This window comes from Dokdonia sp. PRO95 (genome assembly GCF_000355805.1).
Lineage (GTDB): Bacteria > Bacteroidota > Bacteroidia > Flavobacteriales > Flavobacteriaceae > Dokdonia.
Genome location: NZ_CM001837.1, coordinates 294,760 through 311,732 on the forward strand (window position 1 = coordinate 294,760; position 16,973 = coordinate 311,732).

Genomic DNA, 16,973 nt, shown 5'->3' on the forward strand with positions numbered 1-16,973 from the left:
CTTCGCTGTAAGTTTAACCAGTTTTGTGTGACTCTAAATATTTAATAATCTAACCATAATTATGAGATATACATTTCTTACTATAGCAGCCAGCGCACTGCTTACAATTACATCTTGCAAACAAGAAAACACAACTACTACTCCTACACCAGAAGTAGCTACTGTAAATAAAAACCTTGCAAGAGTTCAAACTTCATGGATTACCGAGCGTGTAGCCAAAACCGAAAAAAGATTAAACAGTACTGAAGCCGGAAAGATTGTATGGCAATCTATGGAAGCTCATGGCGGACTGCAACGATTTTTTGAAAATGGACCACTTTCTTTCCGTTTTGATTATGTTCCTTTAGATGGAAGTACTCGTCGCTATACAGATGAAACACTAGACACGTGGAATAATAAAGCGGTACACTGGAAACCAGAAGACACTACACAACGTTTTGGATGGGATGGAGAAAAAGCTTGGAAGCAAGTAACAGACTCAACAGCATTTCCTTTTGATATGCGCTTCTGGGCACTTACACCCTACTACCTTGCAGGCTCACCTTTTATCTTAGACGGCGAAGGTGTAAATCTTGAAAAACTAGAAGATAAGACGTTTAAAGACAAAAACTATGACGTGGTGAAAATCACCTTTAGTGAAGGTACTGGAGACGCTCCAGATGATTATTATATTATCTATGTAGGTAAGGAAGACCATAAAGTTGACGTTGTGCGTTACATCGTCTCATACCCTAAATACTTTCCTAATGGCGGCGCTGCTCCAGAAAAACTTATGGAAGTTCAAGGAACAACCGTCGTAAACGGCATTGAGCTACCTACAGGTTTCCACACACACTGGTTAACAAAAGACGAAGAAGCTGGAGAGCATATTACTAATATTACAATAGACAACATCCGCTTTATTCCGGAGGTTGAAAAAAGCTATTTTGACATTCCTGAAGGCGCAGATATTATTGAATAAATAAGCACGCTTTCGCGAAAGCGAACTAATAAACTAAAGCCAACTCGTTACTGCGAGTTGGCTTTTTTATTTAACATAAAAACCACCAAAATATGTTAAGAAACCTAACTTCATGTTAAAAGCGACATCCGCTGAAATCCAAATCATCTCTCTGTCCGTAAAACTATCTCAACTTGATATAGAAACTTGATTCAAAACATATGGACACTACAAACAACCATCCAGAAGAAATAGCATCAACTGCTACCAAGAACCATTCAATTGCAAAAAAAATAGCCGTAAACCCTTGGGGAACCACTGTCCTCATTACAACATTCTTACTGCTAGTGATATCTGCATATATAGCATACATGCTGCGATATGACTTTTCACAACTAGATTTTGAACGTAAAAGTACTGTGTTTGGTTATGCATTTATGACGGTAGCCTCCGTCTTTCTAGCCTACAAAAGTGCTTTCTTTTTATATACTCTTTATAATTATTTCCGTTACAAACCAGTCGCTTCTGTTACAGATGAACAGTTGCCTACCGTTACAGTAATTGTTCCCGCTTATAACGAGGGAAAGCAAGTATATGCAACACTACAAAGTCTTGCAGATAGTGATTATCCCGTAGAAAAAATCCAACTATTATCTATAGATGATGGTAGTCAAGATGACACATGGCACTGGATGCAGGTAGCCAAAAAAGAATTAGGAAACCGTGTTTCTATATGCCAACAGCCTAAAAATATGGGTAAACGTCATGCATTATATCGTGGTTTTCACGAAGGAAATGGTGAAGTTTTCATCACCGTAGACAGTGATTCTATTGTTACTCCAGACACGCTTCGTAATCTAGTAAGTCCCTTTGTTAACAATGAAGACTGTGGTGCCGTAGCAGGTAACATAAGAGTATTAAATAATGAGAAAGCACTACTACCTAAAATGCTTGATGTAAGTTTTGTACTTAGTTTTGAATTTGTGAGATCGGCAGAGAGTAACCTCAATTCTGTATTATGCACTCCTGGTGCACTGGCAGCTTATAGAAGGGATGCTGTTTTTGCTTGTCTAGAAGAATGGATTGATCAAACCTTCATGGGAAAACCATCAGATATAGGTGAGGATCGAGCAATGACTAATATGATTCTTAGCCAAGGTAAGCACGTACTATTCCAAAAAAATGCTTACGCATATACTAATGTACCGGAAAACTATAAAGGACTTTATAAAATGTTCATTAGATGGGGACGAAGCAACGTACGTGAGAATATTGCAATGGCAAAATATGTGTTTACAGATTTTAGAAAAGATTCTAAAGCAGGCACAAGATTGCTTTTTCTGAGTCAGTCATTGCAAATTATCATGACATATCCCTTCCTAGCTTTTATGTTATTTTTCATAGCGACTCACCCAGTGCTATTCTTAACTTCAACACTTGTAAGCATCCTTGTACTCTCTACATTTCCTGCCCTATTTTACGGTAAAAAATATAATATTGGCGAGTCTTTTTATGCATACTCATACAGTTTATTCTATACGTTTGGCCTATTCTGGATCACTCCTTACGCCATTGCAACAGCGGGTAAAAGTGGCTGGTTAACACGTAGCTTACCACAAGCAGCATAATTGACTATAATACATAAGAAAGGCTCAAATTCATTCGATGAATTTGAGCCTTTTTGATTTTATACGGTTTGATACGCTTTCGCAAAAATGTGAATACACTCAAACAAGCAGTTGAAATAACGCTGGTTTATCATTAAGATACTCACCATAAAATTTACGCGCACGCATTCTATCGAGAAGTGGCTGTAAATCTTCTGAAGATTTTATTTGTAGACCTACGATTGCTGGTCCCTGCTCTCTACTTGTTTTTTTTGAATATTCAAAATAAGTAATATCATCTGTGGGTCCAAGTACCTCAGCCACAAACTCTTTTAAAGCTCCCGCTCGCTGCGGGAACTTCACAATAAAATAATGTTTTAATCCTTGATGTAACAAAGCACGCTCTTTGATTTCGGCGGTACGGGTGATATCGTTGTTACTTCCGCTTACGATACAAGCGATATTTTTACCTTTAATTTCTTCAGCAAATTGATCTAGAACGGCAAGCGTCATTGCGCCAGCGGGTTCTGCTACTATAGCATCTCTATTATATAAATCAAGAATAGTCTGGCATATCTTACCTTCAGAAACGGTAACTACCCTATCCACAAACTGCTGAGCAATTGCAAAGTTGCGATCGCCTACTCGTTGCACTGCCGCACCATCAACAAATTTATCAATCTCATCTAGCGTAGTATTTTCCTTTTTTGAGAGCGAAGTCAGCATCGCTGGAGCTCCCGCTGGCTCTACTCCTATAATCTTTGTTTTAGGTGATAGATGATGAAAAACGCTAGACAATCCAGCTATCAATCCTCCTCCACCTACTGGAACAAAAACATAATCCAAAGCCTGCTCAGATTGCGTTAAAATCTCTAAGCCTACAGTTGCCTGGCCTTCTATTATTTTTTCATCATCAAAGGGATGTACAAATGTTTTTCCTTCTGTGGTACAAATATGACTAGCTCTAGCAAATGCGTCATCAAAAGTATCACCTTCTAACACGACAGTAATCCAATCTCCACCAAACATTTCTACTTGCTCCACCTTTTGATTAGGTGTTGTAGAAGGCATAAAGATAGTGCCATGAATACCTAAACGTGAGCATGACAAAGCTACGCCCTGCGCATGATTACCAGCACTAGCACAAACGATGCCTACTTCTTTTTGTTCATCTGTAAGCGTGCTTATCTTATTGTAAGCGCCGCGTATTTTGTAACTGCGAACTTGCTGTAAGTCTTCACGCTTCAAAAAAACTTCTGCATCAAACTTGGTTGAGTAGGTAAAGCTGCGCATAAATGGTGTCTTTATGGCAACCTTCTTTACCCTATTTGCTGCATCAGTAATTGACTTTAACGTGGGAATAAATATTGTTGTTGCTACTGCCATTTACACATAGTATCCATACTTGTTATTTTGAAATTTATTACACCCTAATCTTTTACAGATTAACAATGCATCTCTTCTGTTTAGGCTGTTTTTACTTTCTTCATTGCAACCATAGCTCTTCGTAGTGTAGCTCCTATTTCCTCAACAGGATGATTGCGTATTGCATCGTTTACAGCAATTAATTCTTGATTATCTACATCATTTTCTTTCGCGAAAGCGGAACCTATAATATTAGTATCCACCTTCTTCATAAAGTCAGTTAACAAAGGCTTACAAGCATGATCAAAAAGATAGCAACCGTACTCTGCCGTATCAGAAATGATACGGTTCATTTCAAACAACTTCTTACGTGCGATCGTATTTGCAATAAGTGGTGTTTCATGTAGCGACTCATAATACGCACTTTCTTCTATAATTCCTGCAGCGGTCATGGTTTCAAAAGCGAGCTCTACTCCTGCTTTCACCATCGCTACCATGAGAACTCCGTGATCAAAATATTCTTGCTCCGTAATCTCTTCTGTAGTGATTTCTTGTTTTTCAAAAGCAGTTTCTCCAGTGGCAGCTCTCCATTTGTGAAGATTCTTATCATCTGCAGCCCAGTCTTCCATCATTGTTTTTGAGAAGTGACCAGAAATAATATCATCCATATGCTTTTCAAATAGCGGACGCATAATTTCTTTTAATTCCTCGGCTAGTTGGAAAGCTTTAATCTTAGACGGATTATTAAGACGATCCATCATCGTTGTAATTCCGCCATGTTTTAAGGCTTCTGTAATGGTTTCCCAGCCATACTGGATTAATTTTCCAGCATATGCAGGATCAATCCCTTTTTCTACCATTTTATCAAAACAAAGTATTGAGCCTGTTTGTAGCACTCCACAAAGTATGGTTTGCTCGCCCATAAGATCAGACTTCACTTCTGCCACAAAAGAAGACTCTAGAACACCTGCTCTGTGCCCTCCTGTCGCTGCTGCATAGGCTTTTGCTTGTGCCAGCCCCTTCCCTTCTGGATCATTATTAGGGTGTACTGCAATTAAGGTAGGTACTCCAAAACCTCTTTTATATTCCTCTCTTACCTCAGACCCTGGGCACTTAGGCGCCACCATGATTACCGTTAGATCCTCACGAATTTTCATTCCTTCTTCTACAATATTAAAACCGTGAGAATAAGCAAGCGTAGCTCCCTTTTTCATTAAAGGCATTACAGCTTTTACTACCGAGGTATGCTGCTTATCTGGTGTAAGATTCAACACTAAATCTGCAGTAGGAATAAGTTCTTCATACGTCCCTACTGTAAATCCATTATCTGTTGCATTCTTAAAAGACTGACGCTTGTCTGTAATCGCTCCCTCACGTAATGCGTATGAGATATTACAACCGCTATCACGCATATTAAGACCTTGATTAAGACCTTGCGCACCGCAACCTACAATCACAATCTTCTTGCCTTCTATAGCCGCAATTCCATCTTGAAATTCGCTAGCATCCATAAAACGGCATTTCCCTAGTTGTGCCAGTTGATCTCTAAGTGGCAATGTGTTGAAGTAGTTCATTCTAATTAATTTTCGGTAAAGACGGTGGTTAGTAATACGTCTTTATAATGATTAGTTATTGTTTTTTAGACTCTGTATTTGAAGTGTTACGCTTTCGCGAAAGCGGTCTCCTGCTCATTTCTTATTTGTTGTAACAATGAAGAGATAGGCATCTCTGTCTTAGTAACTGCAATTCTACCCGAGCGAGTAAACTGCATGATACCAAAAGGTTTTAACTCTCGGTGTACCAAATCAATCTCAGACCTGCGACCTGACTTCTCTAGCACAAAGAAATCTTTATTTACTGTGACTATGCGAGCATGACTATCTTTAATGATATTCTGAATTTGAGGCTCTTCAAAAAGCAACTCAGATTTGATTTTAAAAAGTGCACTTTCTGTAAAAATGGTCTCCTCATCAGTATGATAAAAGGCCTTGATTACCTCGACCTGGCGCTCTATCTGACCTTTAATTTTTTCCATTTGATGTTCTGTAACATTTACCACTAGTGTAAACTTAAAAACATCATCTATCTCACTCTCTGAAGCAGAGAGACTCTCAATATTAATCTTACGACGTTGAAATATAGCAGAGATGCGATTGAGTAACCCAATGTTATTCTCACTGTATATGGTAACTGTATATGTTGTTATTTGCTCACTCATACCTATTGAGTTTAAGTACTTATTATTTTTATTGCAGCTAGATTATTTAAGGAATTTCGGCGTAAAGTTCTTAATAGAAAAATCCTAAGCTAGGCGTATATCAGATACCGATGCTCCTGTAGGAATCATAGGGAATACATTGTCCTCTTTTTCTACCATCACTTCTAGAAAGAAACTATTTTCTGAAGCAATCATACGAGTAATAGCATCTTCTAGGCCGTTTCTGTCACTCACTTTTTGAGCTTCAATATCATAAGCCTCTGCTATCTTACAGAAGTTAGGGTTCTTCATCTCTGTGCTGGCATAACGCTTGTCAAAAAACAGTTGCTGCCACTGGCGCACCATTCCTAAAAACTCATTATTGAGCACTACAATCTTTACTGCAGCACCGGTTTGAAAAATAGTCCCCAGTTCTTGTATAGTCATCTGGTAACCACCATCTCCTATGATAGCTACTACTTCACGATCTGGCGCTCCCATCTTTGCTCCTATTGCTGCTGGAAGGGCAAAGCCCATCGTCCCTAGACCTCCAGAAGTAATGTTACTCTTAGATTTTTTAAAGTTTGCATAGCGTATACCTACCATCTGATGCTGTCCCACATCTGTTACTATAATGGCGTCGCCATTTGTTTTAGTATTGATAAGCTCTATGACCTCCCCCATGGTTAGACCTTCCTTTGTGGGGTGAATATCGTTCTTTATTACTTTATCAAACTCTATATTATAATGGTCTTTAAATTTTTGATACCAGGCGGTATGTTCTTTATTTTCTATCATCGGCAATATTCTTTCTAGGGTCTCTCTAGAATTACCTAATACCGGTATATCTGCTTTTACGTTTTTATTTACCTCAGCGGGATCTATTTCAAAATGAATCACCTTAGCTTGCTTTGCATAACTTTCAAGATTCCCTGTCACACGGTCATCAAAGCGCATCCCAATTGCTATTAACACATCACATTGGTTAGTAAGTACATTAGGCCCATAATTACCATGCATCCCCACCATACCCACATTAAGCGGATGATCTGTAGGAATTGCAGATACTCCAAGGATTGTCCACGCAGCTGGGATTCCAGATTTTTCAACAAAGGCTTTAAAAGCCTCTTCTGCTTCACCAAGAATAACACCTTGCCCCCATACAATCATGGGTTGTTTTGCACTATTTATAGCTTGTGCAGCTGCTTGTAATTGTTCTTCCTTTACTTCTGGTACAGGCACATAACTACGTATGTGTTCGCATTTTTCATAAGAAAATTCAAACTCTTCAAACTGGGCATCCTTTGTTATATCAATTAATACAGGGCCTGGTCTTCCAGAACGCGCTATATAAAAAGCTTTTGCCAGTACTTCTGGTATTTCCTTAGCACTTGTAATTTGATGATTCCACTTTGTAACAGGTGTAGAAATCCCTATAATATCGGTCTCTTGAAATGCATCACTTCCCAATAAATGCGAGCCTACTTGCCCAGTAATACAAACCATAGGTGTGCTGTCTATTTGAGCATCTGCAATACCTGTAATTAGGTTTGTGGCTCCTGGCCCTGAAGTCGCAATAGCAACACCTACTTTTCCTGTTGCTCTAGCAAACCCTTGTGCCGCATGCGTCGCACCCTGCTCATGACGTGTGAGTACGTGATGTATCTTATCTTGATGTATGTGCAACTGATCATAAAATGGCATGATCGCCCCACCGGGATATCCATAAATTAAATCTGCTCCCTCTGCCAGCAAGCAGTGTATTAATGCCTCACTACCGCTCATTGTGATAGTTGTCTTTGCTGGATTTTGTATGGTTTTTGTCTCCATATACAGGTATTTATGTGGCATTATTTTTAAACGTGCCCTTGTTTATTATCTTCTTAAACCTTCAAACCTCTTATATTAAACAGAAGAGAAAAACTTGAAGGTAACTCCTTGTCACTCCACTTTTCTAAAACTCATCTGTAACACAGCCCTCACTTGCAGAGGAAACCATTCTCGCATATTTGTAGAGCGATCCTCTTTGAACCTTAAGTGGCGGTGCAATCCAGTTTGCTTGACGGCTTGCAAGTTCTTCCTCGCTTATCTCCATATTTATGGTATTATTTTCTGCATCAATTACAATGATATCTCCATCTTCTATGAGTGCAATACCACCACCATCTTGTGCTTCTGGAGTGATATGACCCACCACAAAACCATGTGTCCCACCAGAAAAGCGTCCATCTGTAATAAGTGCTACGTCTTTACCAAGTCCTGCGCCCATGATTGCTGCTGTAGGTTTAAGCATTTCTGGCATTCCTGGACCACCTTGCGGCCCTTCATATCGTATTACGACAACATCTCCTTTCTTTACTTTACCTGCACCTATCCCTGCGTTTGCTTCATACTCACCATTAAATACACGTGCGCTTCCGCGAAAATGTAATCCTTCCTTTCCAGTAATCTTTGCAACCGAACCTTCGCTTGCTATATTTCCATACAGTATACGGATGTGCCCTGTAGCCTTTATAGGATTCTCTACGGTATGAATTACATCTTGATGTGCTTTTAGATGATCAACCTCAGCTAGATTTTCTGCAATGGTTTTGCCGGTTACGGTCATACAGTCTCCGTGAAGCATCCCTTGATCAAGCATATATTTTAATACGCCAGGAACACCTCCCACTTTGTGCAGGTCTTCCATTAAGTATTTTCCAGAAGGTTTTAAATCTGCTAGAAATGGAGTCGTATCACTTATTTTCTGAAAATCTTCAAGTTTAAAATCGATTTGTGCAGCTTTTGCGATTGCAAGAAAATGCAAAACTGCATTTGTAGAACCTCCCAATACAGTGACTAGCTTTACTGCGTTTTCTAGTGACTTACGTGTCACGATATCTGAAGGCTTAATATCATTTTCAATTAAGTTTCTCAAAGCAGCACCTACTCTAGCGCATTCTGCTGTTTTATCTGGAGAAACTGCAGGATTAGAACTCGTATATGGCAAGCTCATTCCTAATGCTTCTATGGCAGAAGCCATTGTATTTGCTGTGTACATACCGCCGCATGCACCAGCTCCTGGACATGCTTTTTTTACTACGGTTTTAAACTCTTTTTCTGTAATGCTGCCCGCCACTTTCTCTCCCCATGCTTCAAAAGCAGAAACAACATCGAGCTTCTTATCTTCATGACATCCAGGTGCTATAGTTCCTCCATAAACAAGTATAGAAGGTCTATCTAAACGTAATTGCGCCATCAAAGCTCCAGGCATATTCTTGTCACATCCCACAACGGTAATAAGCGCGTCATAAGACATCGCTTGCACCACCGTTTCCATTGAGTCTGCAATGATATCACGTGAAGGTAAAGAGTATCGCATACCAGGAGTTCCCATTGATATACCATCACTAACCCCTATGGTATTGTAAATCAAACCTACCAGATCGGATGTTTGTACGCCCTGCTTGATATCTACCGCCAGCTTATTTAAATGCATATTGCACGGGTTACCTTCATAACCTGTACTAGCAATACCCACAAGTGGCTTTTTAAAATCTGCATCTGTAAGACCTATGGCATGTAACATTGCCTGTGCTGCTGGCTGTGTAGGGTCTTGAGTGACCGCTTTACTGTATTTATTAAGTTCCTTCAAGAGTATAATGTGTTTGGAATGGTTAAAATTATTATTCTAATATCAACTGCACAGTTTATAATAATAAAGCTACCGACAACCAAACCAACTCATTTAGACTTAAAAATCTGAATATCAATTAATTAATACAGAACAAAACATACTTCTACAAGAATCTATCGTCTTATTTAATAGAAAAACAGCGTTATATAATTCATACTTAGTCAATTAAAAAAACTCAATTCTTCACCTTTTAAGTTAATAGCAATATCCTTATGCAATACTTTATATTAAATCTTTCAGAAAATCACCACGGCTCCCTTAATAAGTCCCTATTTTTGGTAAAAACATACCGCCGTGACTATTCCTCAACTACTAGATACACAACGAGATTATTTTGCAACTGGACAAACTAAGGATATTGCCTTCAGGAAAGATTGCTTGGTACGCTTTCGCGAAAGCATAAAAAACCACGAGCAAGAGATTATCAAAGCACTAGCAGATGATTTTAAAAAACCAGCTTTTGAAAGTGTTGCTACAGAAGTGAGTATTGTCATGATGGAACTTAATAAGGCCATTAAAGAAATCTGGAAATGGCAGATGCCAAAAAAGGTTTCTTCTTCGCTTTTAAATTTTCCATCTAGTGATAAAATTATGTATGAGCCATATGGCACAACGCTGGTAATCTCACCGTGGAATTATCCTTTCCAGCTTGCCGTAGGACCAATAGTAGGCGCAATTGCTGCTGGTAATACGGTTGTATTAAAACCCAGCGAACTCACTCCTAAAACATCAGAACTACTTGCAAAGATAATTTCTGAAGTGTTTGATAATAGACATGTAGCAGTTGTTCAGGGTGATAAAGAGGTAGCACAAGAATTGCTAGCACAACGATGGGATTACATTTTCTTTACAGGAAGTGTTCCCGTGGGAAAAATAGTTTACAAAGCAGCTGCAGAACATCTTACACCAGTAACTCTTGAGCTAGGCGGAAAAAGCCCTTGTATCGTTGATCAATCTGCCAAAATACAACTAGCCGCAAAGCGAATTGTTTGGGGGAAATTTGTTAATGCTGGACAGACCTGTATCGCTCCAGATTATATCCTAGTGCATACTTCTGTAAAAGATAAGTTGCTCACCGCACTAGATGTGGAAATCACAAATGCTTATGGTGCAGATCCTGCTATATCTCCAGATTTTGCAAGAATCATCAGTGACAAAAACTTTGATAGACTTTCAAGCATGCTTGAAAATGCAACAGTATTTAAAGGCGGAAATACTAATAAGGATGAACTTTACATTGCCCCTACGGTGCTTGATAAAGTAACTGTAAAAGACAAAGTAATGCAGGATGAAATTTTTGGCCCGATTCTCCCTGTACTCACTTATGAAAAAAAAGAGGACATCTCAAGAATTATAAATGCTATGGAGAAACCACTAAGTGCCTATGTGTTTTCAGAAAAGCGATCTTTTAAGAAATGGTTTAATAATAGCTTTTCATTTGGTGGAGGAGCAATGAATGATACACTTGTTCATTTTGTAAATGACAAGCTGCCATTTGGCGGCGTGGGTCACTCAGGAATAGGAAGCTATCATGGTAAAAAATCATTTTACACCTTTAGTCATGCAAAGGCAATTGTAAGTCGTGGCACATGGATGGATGTGCCTATGCGTTATGCTCCTTACAAAGGAAAAATAGGTATGCTCAAGAAGTTTATGAACTGGCTTTAATAACATTACTACATAAAAAAATAGGGCATTTACCCCTACTAAAACAATTGCATCCCTAGTACTTTTACGTATGTTCAATTTTCCCCCCACAATAATATACTTATGGGAAGACCAACTAAAACCGAACGTTTAAAAGAAGCCAGACCAATTATTATGCAATCAACCCTAATTTTTTGCAAATTAAATTTACAGAAAATCTATGCCCGCAGCCGTCGCCTTGAACTTACTCACTGGAACGAGGATCAAGACTACGCAGATTACATCAACAATCTCTGGACAACAATGATGAAGCACGACGCTATTAAAAAAGATGCTTTAAAACTTGATGAAATGCTAGGTACGGGTGATGCTGTTCAATTATTAAGTGACATCGTCATGGAACATAGACAATCAAAAAATGGCTAATCTAAACTGACTATCATGTTGCATTTGTGCCAGCTTATTAAGATCGCTGGCAACTACTTGTAGCACTCGAGGATAACCTCCTGTAGTCTGACAGTCATTCATTAAAATAATAAATTTTCCAGCGGGTGTGAGCTGCACTGTTCCTGGTATAACAGGACTTGTGTATATACTTTTTAGAGCGTTTGGCAATGTCTCAACAAGTTGTATTGCCATCCTGTTCCATAGATTTGAAACCGTAAAAACACGGTTATTTAATTCTTGCTGCTCTGTGTAGCTGAGTTTTGAAAACTCAGGCCCTTTTTTAGCGTTGATAGTAGCTATAGATGAATATAACAACCCAGATTGTGATTGCATCTTGAGATATGCATTTTTTGACGCGCCATATCTCGAGACACCTAGCGATAGCTCCATCCCTGCAGTGAGCTTTCCATATGGTGTGAGCGGGTAATACCAGCTCTTACTACCTAATATGACTTGAGAATCTAGTCCTCCTGCAAATGCAAGATAGCATCTAGATCCTCCACTTATTTTAGACATTTTTAATACTTGTTTGGCTTTCGCCAAAACAGGAACGCCTTCCATTACCTGAGCCCCATCTAGCGTAGCTCCTGCATTGCTGCCAGTAATTACAAAGTAAACATTATGATTGAATACTATAGTAGGTCCCAGTAAAGTACACTCTAGCATTGCTGCATGAGGTATATTATTGAGAATAGCATTTGCAATCATAAAAGCATGTTTATCCATAGCACCACTTTGTGGAACTCCTAGATGTGCGTAGCCTGCTCTACCATGATCTTGGACGGTTGTATAAAATCCTGGATGCAATATGGAAATAGAAGGTTTCATAAATTATTTGACGTTACCATCTTCTCATACTCACGCTCTTTTATGGCATAAAATGTAATTGTATCGCCTGCATTAAATAGACTAGGCTTTGCTTTTGTTGCGTCAAATAGCGAAATAGGAGTTCTCCCTATTACATGCCAGCCACCAGGACTTTCTTGAGGATAAATACCTGTTTGTGTTCCTCCAATGGCAACACTTCCCCTTGCTATTGAACGTGATGGAACAGATTTTCTATCAAGATGTAATCGAGCATCAAGATTTTCTAAATATGGGAAACCCGGAAGAAATCCTAAAAAGTAGATAGGATACTCTCTATTTGTATGGATTTTTATAATTTCAGGTATTGTGCGTTTTACTTGGAATGCATATTCTTCTAAATCTGGAGCATAGAGACTGCTATAGCAAACAGGAATCTGGTGTACGACGCCATTACAATCATTATTAGATACTGGAACATTGAGCAAATCGGAGACTTGATTAATTAAAGAATCTATGTTTGTAGTTATAGCAATACAATCTTTAAGAAGCAACTCATTATATGTATGTACTACCTCAGCATTGAAAAGTTTTGACAAATCATCTTTTTTAATGAGCAACCAATTCAAAAGATCCTTAGATGGAGTACTATCTATTTGAATTAACAATGAATAGTCTCCTAACCTACTAATATGAAAATCATACTGGCACATCATTTTATTAAAATATTCTCTTGAGTAAATGCTTTGTGAATTTCTTTTACAATCTGTAATGCATTTTCTGTGTCGCCGTGAACGCAAAGTGTATTTACGTCAAAAGGAAGTGTAAGATTGTTTACTGTTTTGAGTTGGCGCTGCTTTACCATTTGTAATACGTGAGGTAAGATTGTACTATGAGATGTTAATACCGCATCTGGCAAACTACGAGATACTAGTGAGTAATCATCATTGTAATTTCTATCTGCAAAGCCTTCTATGCTTATAGCTAGTTTTGAAACAGCTAGCGATGCAATTACAGAATTATGAGGTACGTAGAGCACAAGACGGTCATCTATCTCAAGTATGGTATCTATAATGAGATGAGCTATTTGTTCATCTTTAGCTGCTTGGTTATATAAGGCACCGTGTGGTTTTACATGATGTACGTGTTGTCCACTTTTTGCTGCTAGGTTAATAAGAAGTTTAATTTGAGAAGTTATTGACTCTTTTAAGAGTGCATTAGAAATAGTCATTGCCTCACGACCAAAGTTGCTACGATCTGGGTAACTGGGGTGAGCTCCAATTTTCACATTAGATATTTTCGCGAAAGCGAGGACCTCCAGCATCGTTGCTGTATCTCCTGCGTGACCACCACAAGCAATATTGCAAGAGCTTAAATATGGCATTAACTGAGCCTCATTCCCAACACCTTCTCCTACATCGCTATTGAGATCTATATGGATCATAGTAGACCAAATACTTTTAAGATAGTGCGCGCACCTAGTACAAAAACGATTAACCAAATAACGATTGAAATTCCATTTTCAAGTGATGTGTTTACATACTTCCCTAATACTTCACTTTTGTTTACTATCCAGATTAAATAACCAGCAATTATAGGTAATAATACTCCATTTGCTACTTGCGCAAACTGGATAATCTCTACAGGGCTGTACCCTATGGATGAAAAAATGATACCAAGTATAAGTATTGAAAGCCAGACTGATCTAAACTTAACTGATTTGAGATCTCGTTCCCAACCTAAACAACCTTGTACAACATATGCTGCTGCAAGAGGAGCTGTGATTGCAGAGGTTAAGCCTGTAGCTCCTAACCCTAACCCAATAAAATACCGTGCATAATCTCCAAAAAGTGGCTCTAGACTTTGAGCAAGGTCGGCTGCATTTTTTATCTCGCTTCCCTGTATGGCCGCAGCACAAATAATAATGGCCATGCTTACCAAACCTCCTAAAATCACTGCAACGATTGTATCGCGTCGCGCAGCTGGTAAATCTGATGTATTATCCCACTTCTCACTGACTAATGATGCATGTAAAAACAAATTATAAGGAACTACCGTAGTACCTACTAGTGCAACAATAGTGAGTAAGCTACCTTCTGGAAAAGAAGGAATAAAACTACCTTTTAAAACAGCTAGTATATCTGGCTTGGTTACAAATGCCGTTGTGACAAAAGCTATACTCATGATAATAACAAGTGTGACAAGTATACGTTCTAGCACTTTATAATTTCCAATAAATAAGATAATGCTAGCGAGGATTCCTAGCACTAATGACCAACTATTAATATCCAAAGTACCTAAACTTAATGAGCTCGAAAAACCGAGTGCTTCTATACCTAGAACGCCTCCGCTTATATTACCTGCCTCATATGCCGCATTGCCTATTGCTATAGCGCAAAGCATTAAGATAACTGCAAAAGTTCGTGTAATTTTATTTGATATGGAATCTCTTATAACGCCAGATAGCCCTTTACCAGAGACAAGACCTATACGAGCTGCCATTTCTTGTAATACTATGGTAGCTATTATAGATAAAACCATAGCCCATAGTAGTGTAAATCCATATGCAGCTCCTGTAATTGTACATACTGTAACAGTGCCCGGACCTATAAAGGCGGCAGCTACTAGTACACCAGGACCTGATAATTTGAATTTATTATTCATCTATTGCGCTCAACATATTTAAATTATATGATAAGCACAAAGTACGGAGAACACTTGATATATTAACCTACGGTAATTTATTTTTAAAAAGTACGCTAAAGATAGAGCCTTCCCCCTTTACACTAGATACGCTTATCTCATCTCCCATGTCTTCTATTTGGTTTTTGGTCATAAATAAACCTAAACCTTTTGCATCTTCATTGCGGTGAAATGTTTTATATAATCCGAATAGTTTCCCACCATTGGCATTAAGATCAAGTCCTAAACCATTATCTTCAACAGAAAGTAATAAATCATTGATAGATGTCATCTCTGCATTAATTTTTACAATAGACTGCCTACTACTATCGCTATACTTAACTGCATTTGAGATTAGATTAAATAAAATACTCTCTAAATATGCAGCATTATAAGTAATCTGTATGTCGTTAGGAATATCACATAAGATAATAACATCCTTCTCGCTTATTTGAGCTTTTAGTGTATTTATTGTCTTATCTATATATTCTCTCAAGAGAATAAGTTTTGGCTTGTCTGATAAGTTTCTATTTGAAGAAGCTATGTCATTAAGGTTACTAATAGTACCACTAAGACCATCTGAAATATCATAAAGATAGCGTGCTAGTTCTTTCTTCTCTTCTGGACTCTCCGCATCATCTATGAGCTGGAGAATTGTTTTTAAATTACCTGCATGTGTTCTCAAATTATGAGAAACAATGAGTGCAAAGTTCTTGAGACGTCCATTATGACTCTCTATGAGCTTATTTTTATTAAGAATATCTTCTTCATACTCCTTCATTGCAGTGATATCAACGTGAGTTCCTATCATACGAGATGGCTTTCCATTCTCATCCCACTCTACAGCTTTACCTCTATCTTGAATCCACTTATAGGCACCACTTGAAGAAAACACTCGATGCTGTCCAGAATAGTACTTAGTGCGCCCCTCAAAGTAAGCATTCATATCATCAAAATACATTTGCTTATCATCCGGATGAACTTTATCTGTCCATGTACTATCACTTAGTAATAAACTATCCCTAGGGATTTCTAAAAACTCTAATGATTTATCTGAGTAATAAACTTCATCATTCTCAATATCCCAATCCCACACTCCTATTTCTGACCCTTCAAGAGCAAACTCAAATCGATCTTTGACACTGAGTAGTTCTAGCTGAATATTTTTCATCTCAGTGATATCTGTAGCATACCCATGCCAGCTTGTTACATTCTCAGAAAGTTTTTCTGGAGTAGCTTGTATTTTTACCCAGCCATGAGCACCAGATGGTAATAGGAATCTAAATTGTTGAATCCACGGAGTCGAAGTTTTCATAGATTTATAAATAGCATCTAATACTGGCTTTCTATCATCTACGTGTACTAAATCTGAAATAACATGCGCATTATCTTGAAGATACTCTAGCGTAAGTCCGTAGAGTGCCTCTGCATTCTCTGTAATGAAAGGAAAAGAATAACTTTTAGAACGTTTGTCAAACTGAATTCTAAAGAAAAAACCCTCTACCTGATCTAAGAATTTTCTTAAACTATCAAGGCTAACCGCTTCTTGAGAAGTATGATCTGGAGATTTTTTTTTTGATATCATAGTAAGGGGGTTCTATCACGTTA

14 protein-coding genes are annotated in these 16,973 nt (G+C 38.2%); 4 read left to right on the forward strand and 10 right to left on the reverse strand.

Annotation, left to right across the window (positions count from 1 at the left end):
• The first annotated feature begins 61 nt into the window (after positions 1–61).
• Together D017_RS01120 and D017_RS01125 are read left to right on the forward strand one after the other, a co-directional pair.
• Positions 62–961 carry a DUF6503 family protein gene (locus D017_RS01120; protein WP_035334213.1) on the forward strand — a complete coding sequence of 300 codons (900 nt, stop codon included), beginning with the start codon at positions 62–64 and terminating at the stop codon, positions 959–961.
• Positions 962–1,161: 200 nt separating this feature from the next.
• Entirely contained in the window at positions 1,162–2,568 is a 1,407-nt protein-coding gene (locus D017_RS01125) for a glycosyltransferase family 2 protein (protein ID WP_035334214.1), read from the forward strand.
• A gap of 99 nt (positions 2,569–2,667) precedes the next feature.
• On the opposite strand, the gene ilvA is transcribed toward D017_RS01125, so the two are convergent.
• The 5 genes from ilvA to ilvD form a co-directional block, all read right to left on the reverse strand.
• The gene (gene ilvA, locus D017_RS01130) at positions 2,668–3,933 is read right to left on the reverse strand and encodes a threonine ammonia-lyase (protein WP_035334215.1); all 1,266 of its coding nucleotides are present in this window, start codon (positions 3,931–3,933) and stop codon (positions 2,668–2,670) included.
• Between the two features lie 80 nt (positions 3,934–4,013).
• Positions 4,014–5,486, reverse strand: coding sequence for a ketol-acid reductoisomerase (gene ilvC / locus D017_RS01135; protein ID WP_035334216.1), 1,473 nt, complete (start codon positions 5,484–5,486; stop codon positions 4,014–4,016).
• Positions 5,487–5,572: 86 nt separating this feature from the next.
• Positions 5,573–6,130 carry an acetolactate synthase small subunit gene (gene ilvN / locus D017_RS01140; RefSeq protein WP_035334217.1) on the reverse strand — a complete coding sequence of 186 codons (558 nt, stop codon included), beginning with the start codon at positions 6,128–6,130 and terminating at the stop codon, positions 5,573–5,575.
• Positions 6,131–6,214: 84 nt separating this feature from the next.
• Positions 6,215–7,939, reverse strand: a complete 1,725-nt coding sequence (gene ilvB / locus D017_RS01145) for a biosynthetic-type acetolactate synthase large subunit (protein WP_035334218.1) — start codon at positions 7,937–7,939, stop codon at positions 6,215–6,217.
• A gap of 124 nt (positions 7,940–8,063) precedes the next feature.
• Positions 8,064–9,743, reverse strand: coding sequence for a dihydroxy-acid dehydratase (gene ilvD / locus D017_RS01150; protein ID WP_035334220.1), 1,680 nt, complete (start codon positions 9,741–9,743; stop codon positions 8,064–8,066).
• 336 nt (positions 9,744–10,079) lie between these two features.
• Between ilvD and D017_RS01155 the strand changes: the two genes are divergently transcribed.
• Together D017_RS01155 and D017_RS01160 are read left to right on the forward strand one after the other, a co-directional pair.
• Positions 10,080–11,453 (forward strand): aldehyde dehydrogenase, encoded by a 1,374-nt coding sequence (locus tag D017_RS01155; protein ID WP_035334222.1) that lies wholly within the window; start codon positions 10,080–10,082, stop codon positions 11,451–11,453.
• Between the two features lie 153 nt (positions 11,454–11,606).
• Positions 11,607–11,858: a hypothetical protein gene (locus D017_RS01160; RefSeq protein WP_152023839.1), complete on the forward strand. Its 252-nt coding sequence runs from the start codon at positions 11,607–11,609 to the stop codon at positions 11,856–11,858.
• On the opposite strand, the gene D017_RS01165 is transcribed toward D017_RS01160, so the two are convergent.
• The 5 genes from D017_RS01165 to D017_RS01185 all read right to left on the reverse strand — a co-directional run bounded on the left by D017_RS01165 (position 11,844) and on the right by D017_RS01185 (position 16,950).
• Entirely contained in the window at positions 11,844–12,707 is an 864-nt protein-coding gene (locus D017_RS01165) for a biotin-dependent carboxyltransferase family protein (RefSeq protein ID WP_035334224.1), read from the reverse strand. The genes D017_RS01160 and D017_RS01165 overlap by 15 nt on opposite strands.
• Positions 12,704–13,399: a 5-oxoprolinase subunit PxpB gene (gene pxpB / locus D017_RS01170; protein ID WP_051583764.1), complete on the reverse strand. Its 696-nt coding sequence runs from the start codon at positions 13,397–13,399 to the stop codon at positions 12,704–12,706. The genes D017_RS01165 and pxpB overlap by 4 nt, the downstream gene beginning before the upstream one ends.
• Complete coding sequence (gene pxpA, locus D017_RS01175) at positions 13,396–14,127, reverse strand: 5-oxoprolinase subunit PxpA (protein ID WP_035334225.1); 732 nt, start codon at positions 14,125–14,127, stop codon at positions 13,396–13,398. The genes pxpB and pxpA overlap by 4 nt, the downstream gene beginning before the upstream one ends.
• Entirely contained in the window at positions 14,124–15,347 is a 1,224-nt protein-coding gene (locus tag D017_RS01180; RefSeq protein WP_035334226.1) for an Nramp family divalent metal transporter, read from the reverse strand. The genes pxpA and D017_RS01180 overlap by 4 nt, the downstream gene beginning before the upstream one ends.
• A 67-nt stretch (positions 15,348–15,414) precedes the next feature.
• Positions 15,415–16,950 (reverse strand): PAS domain-containing protein, encoded by a 1,536-nt coding sequence (locus D017_RS01185; protein ID WP_035334227.1) that lies wholly within the window; start codon positions 16,948–16,950, stop codon positions 15,415–15,417.
• Positions 16,951–16,973 lie beyond the last annotated feature (23 nt).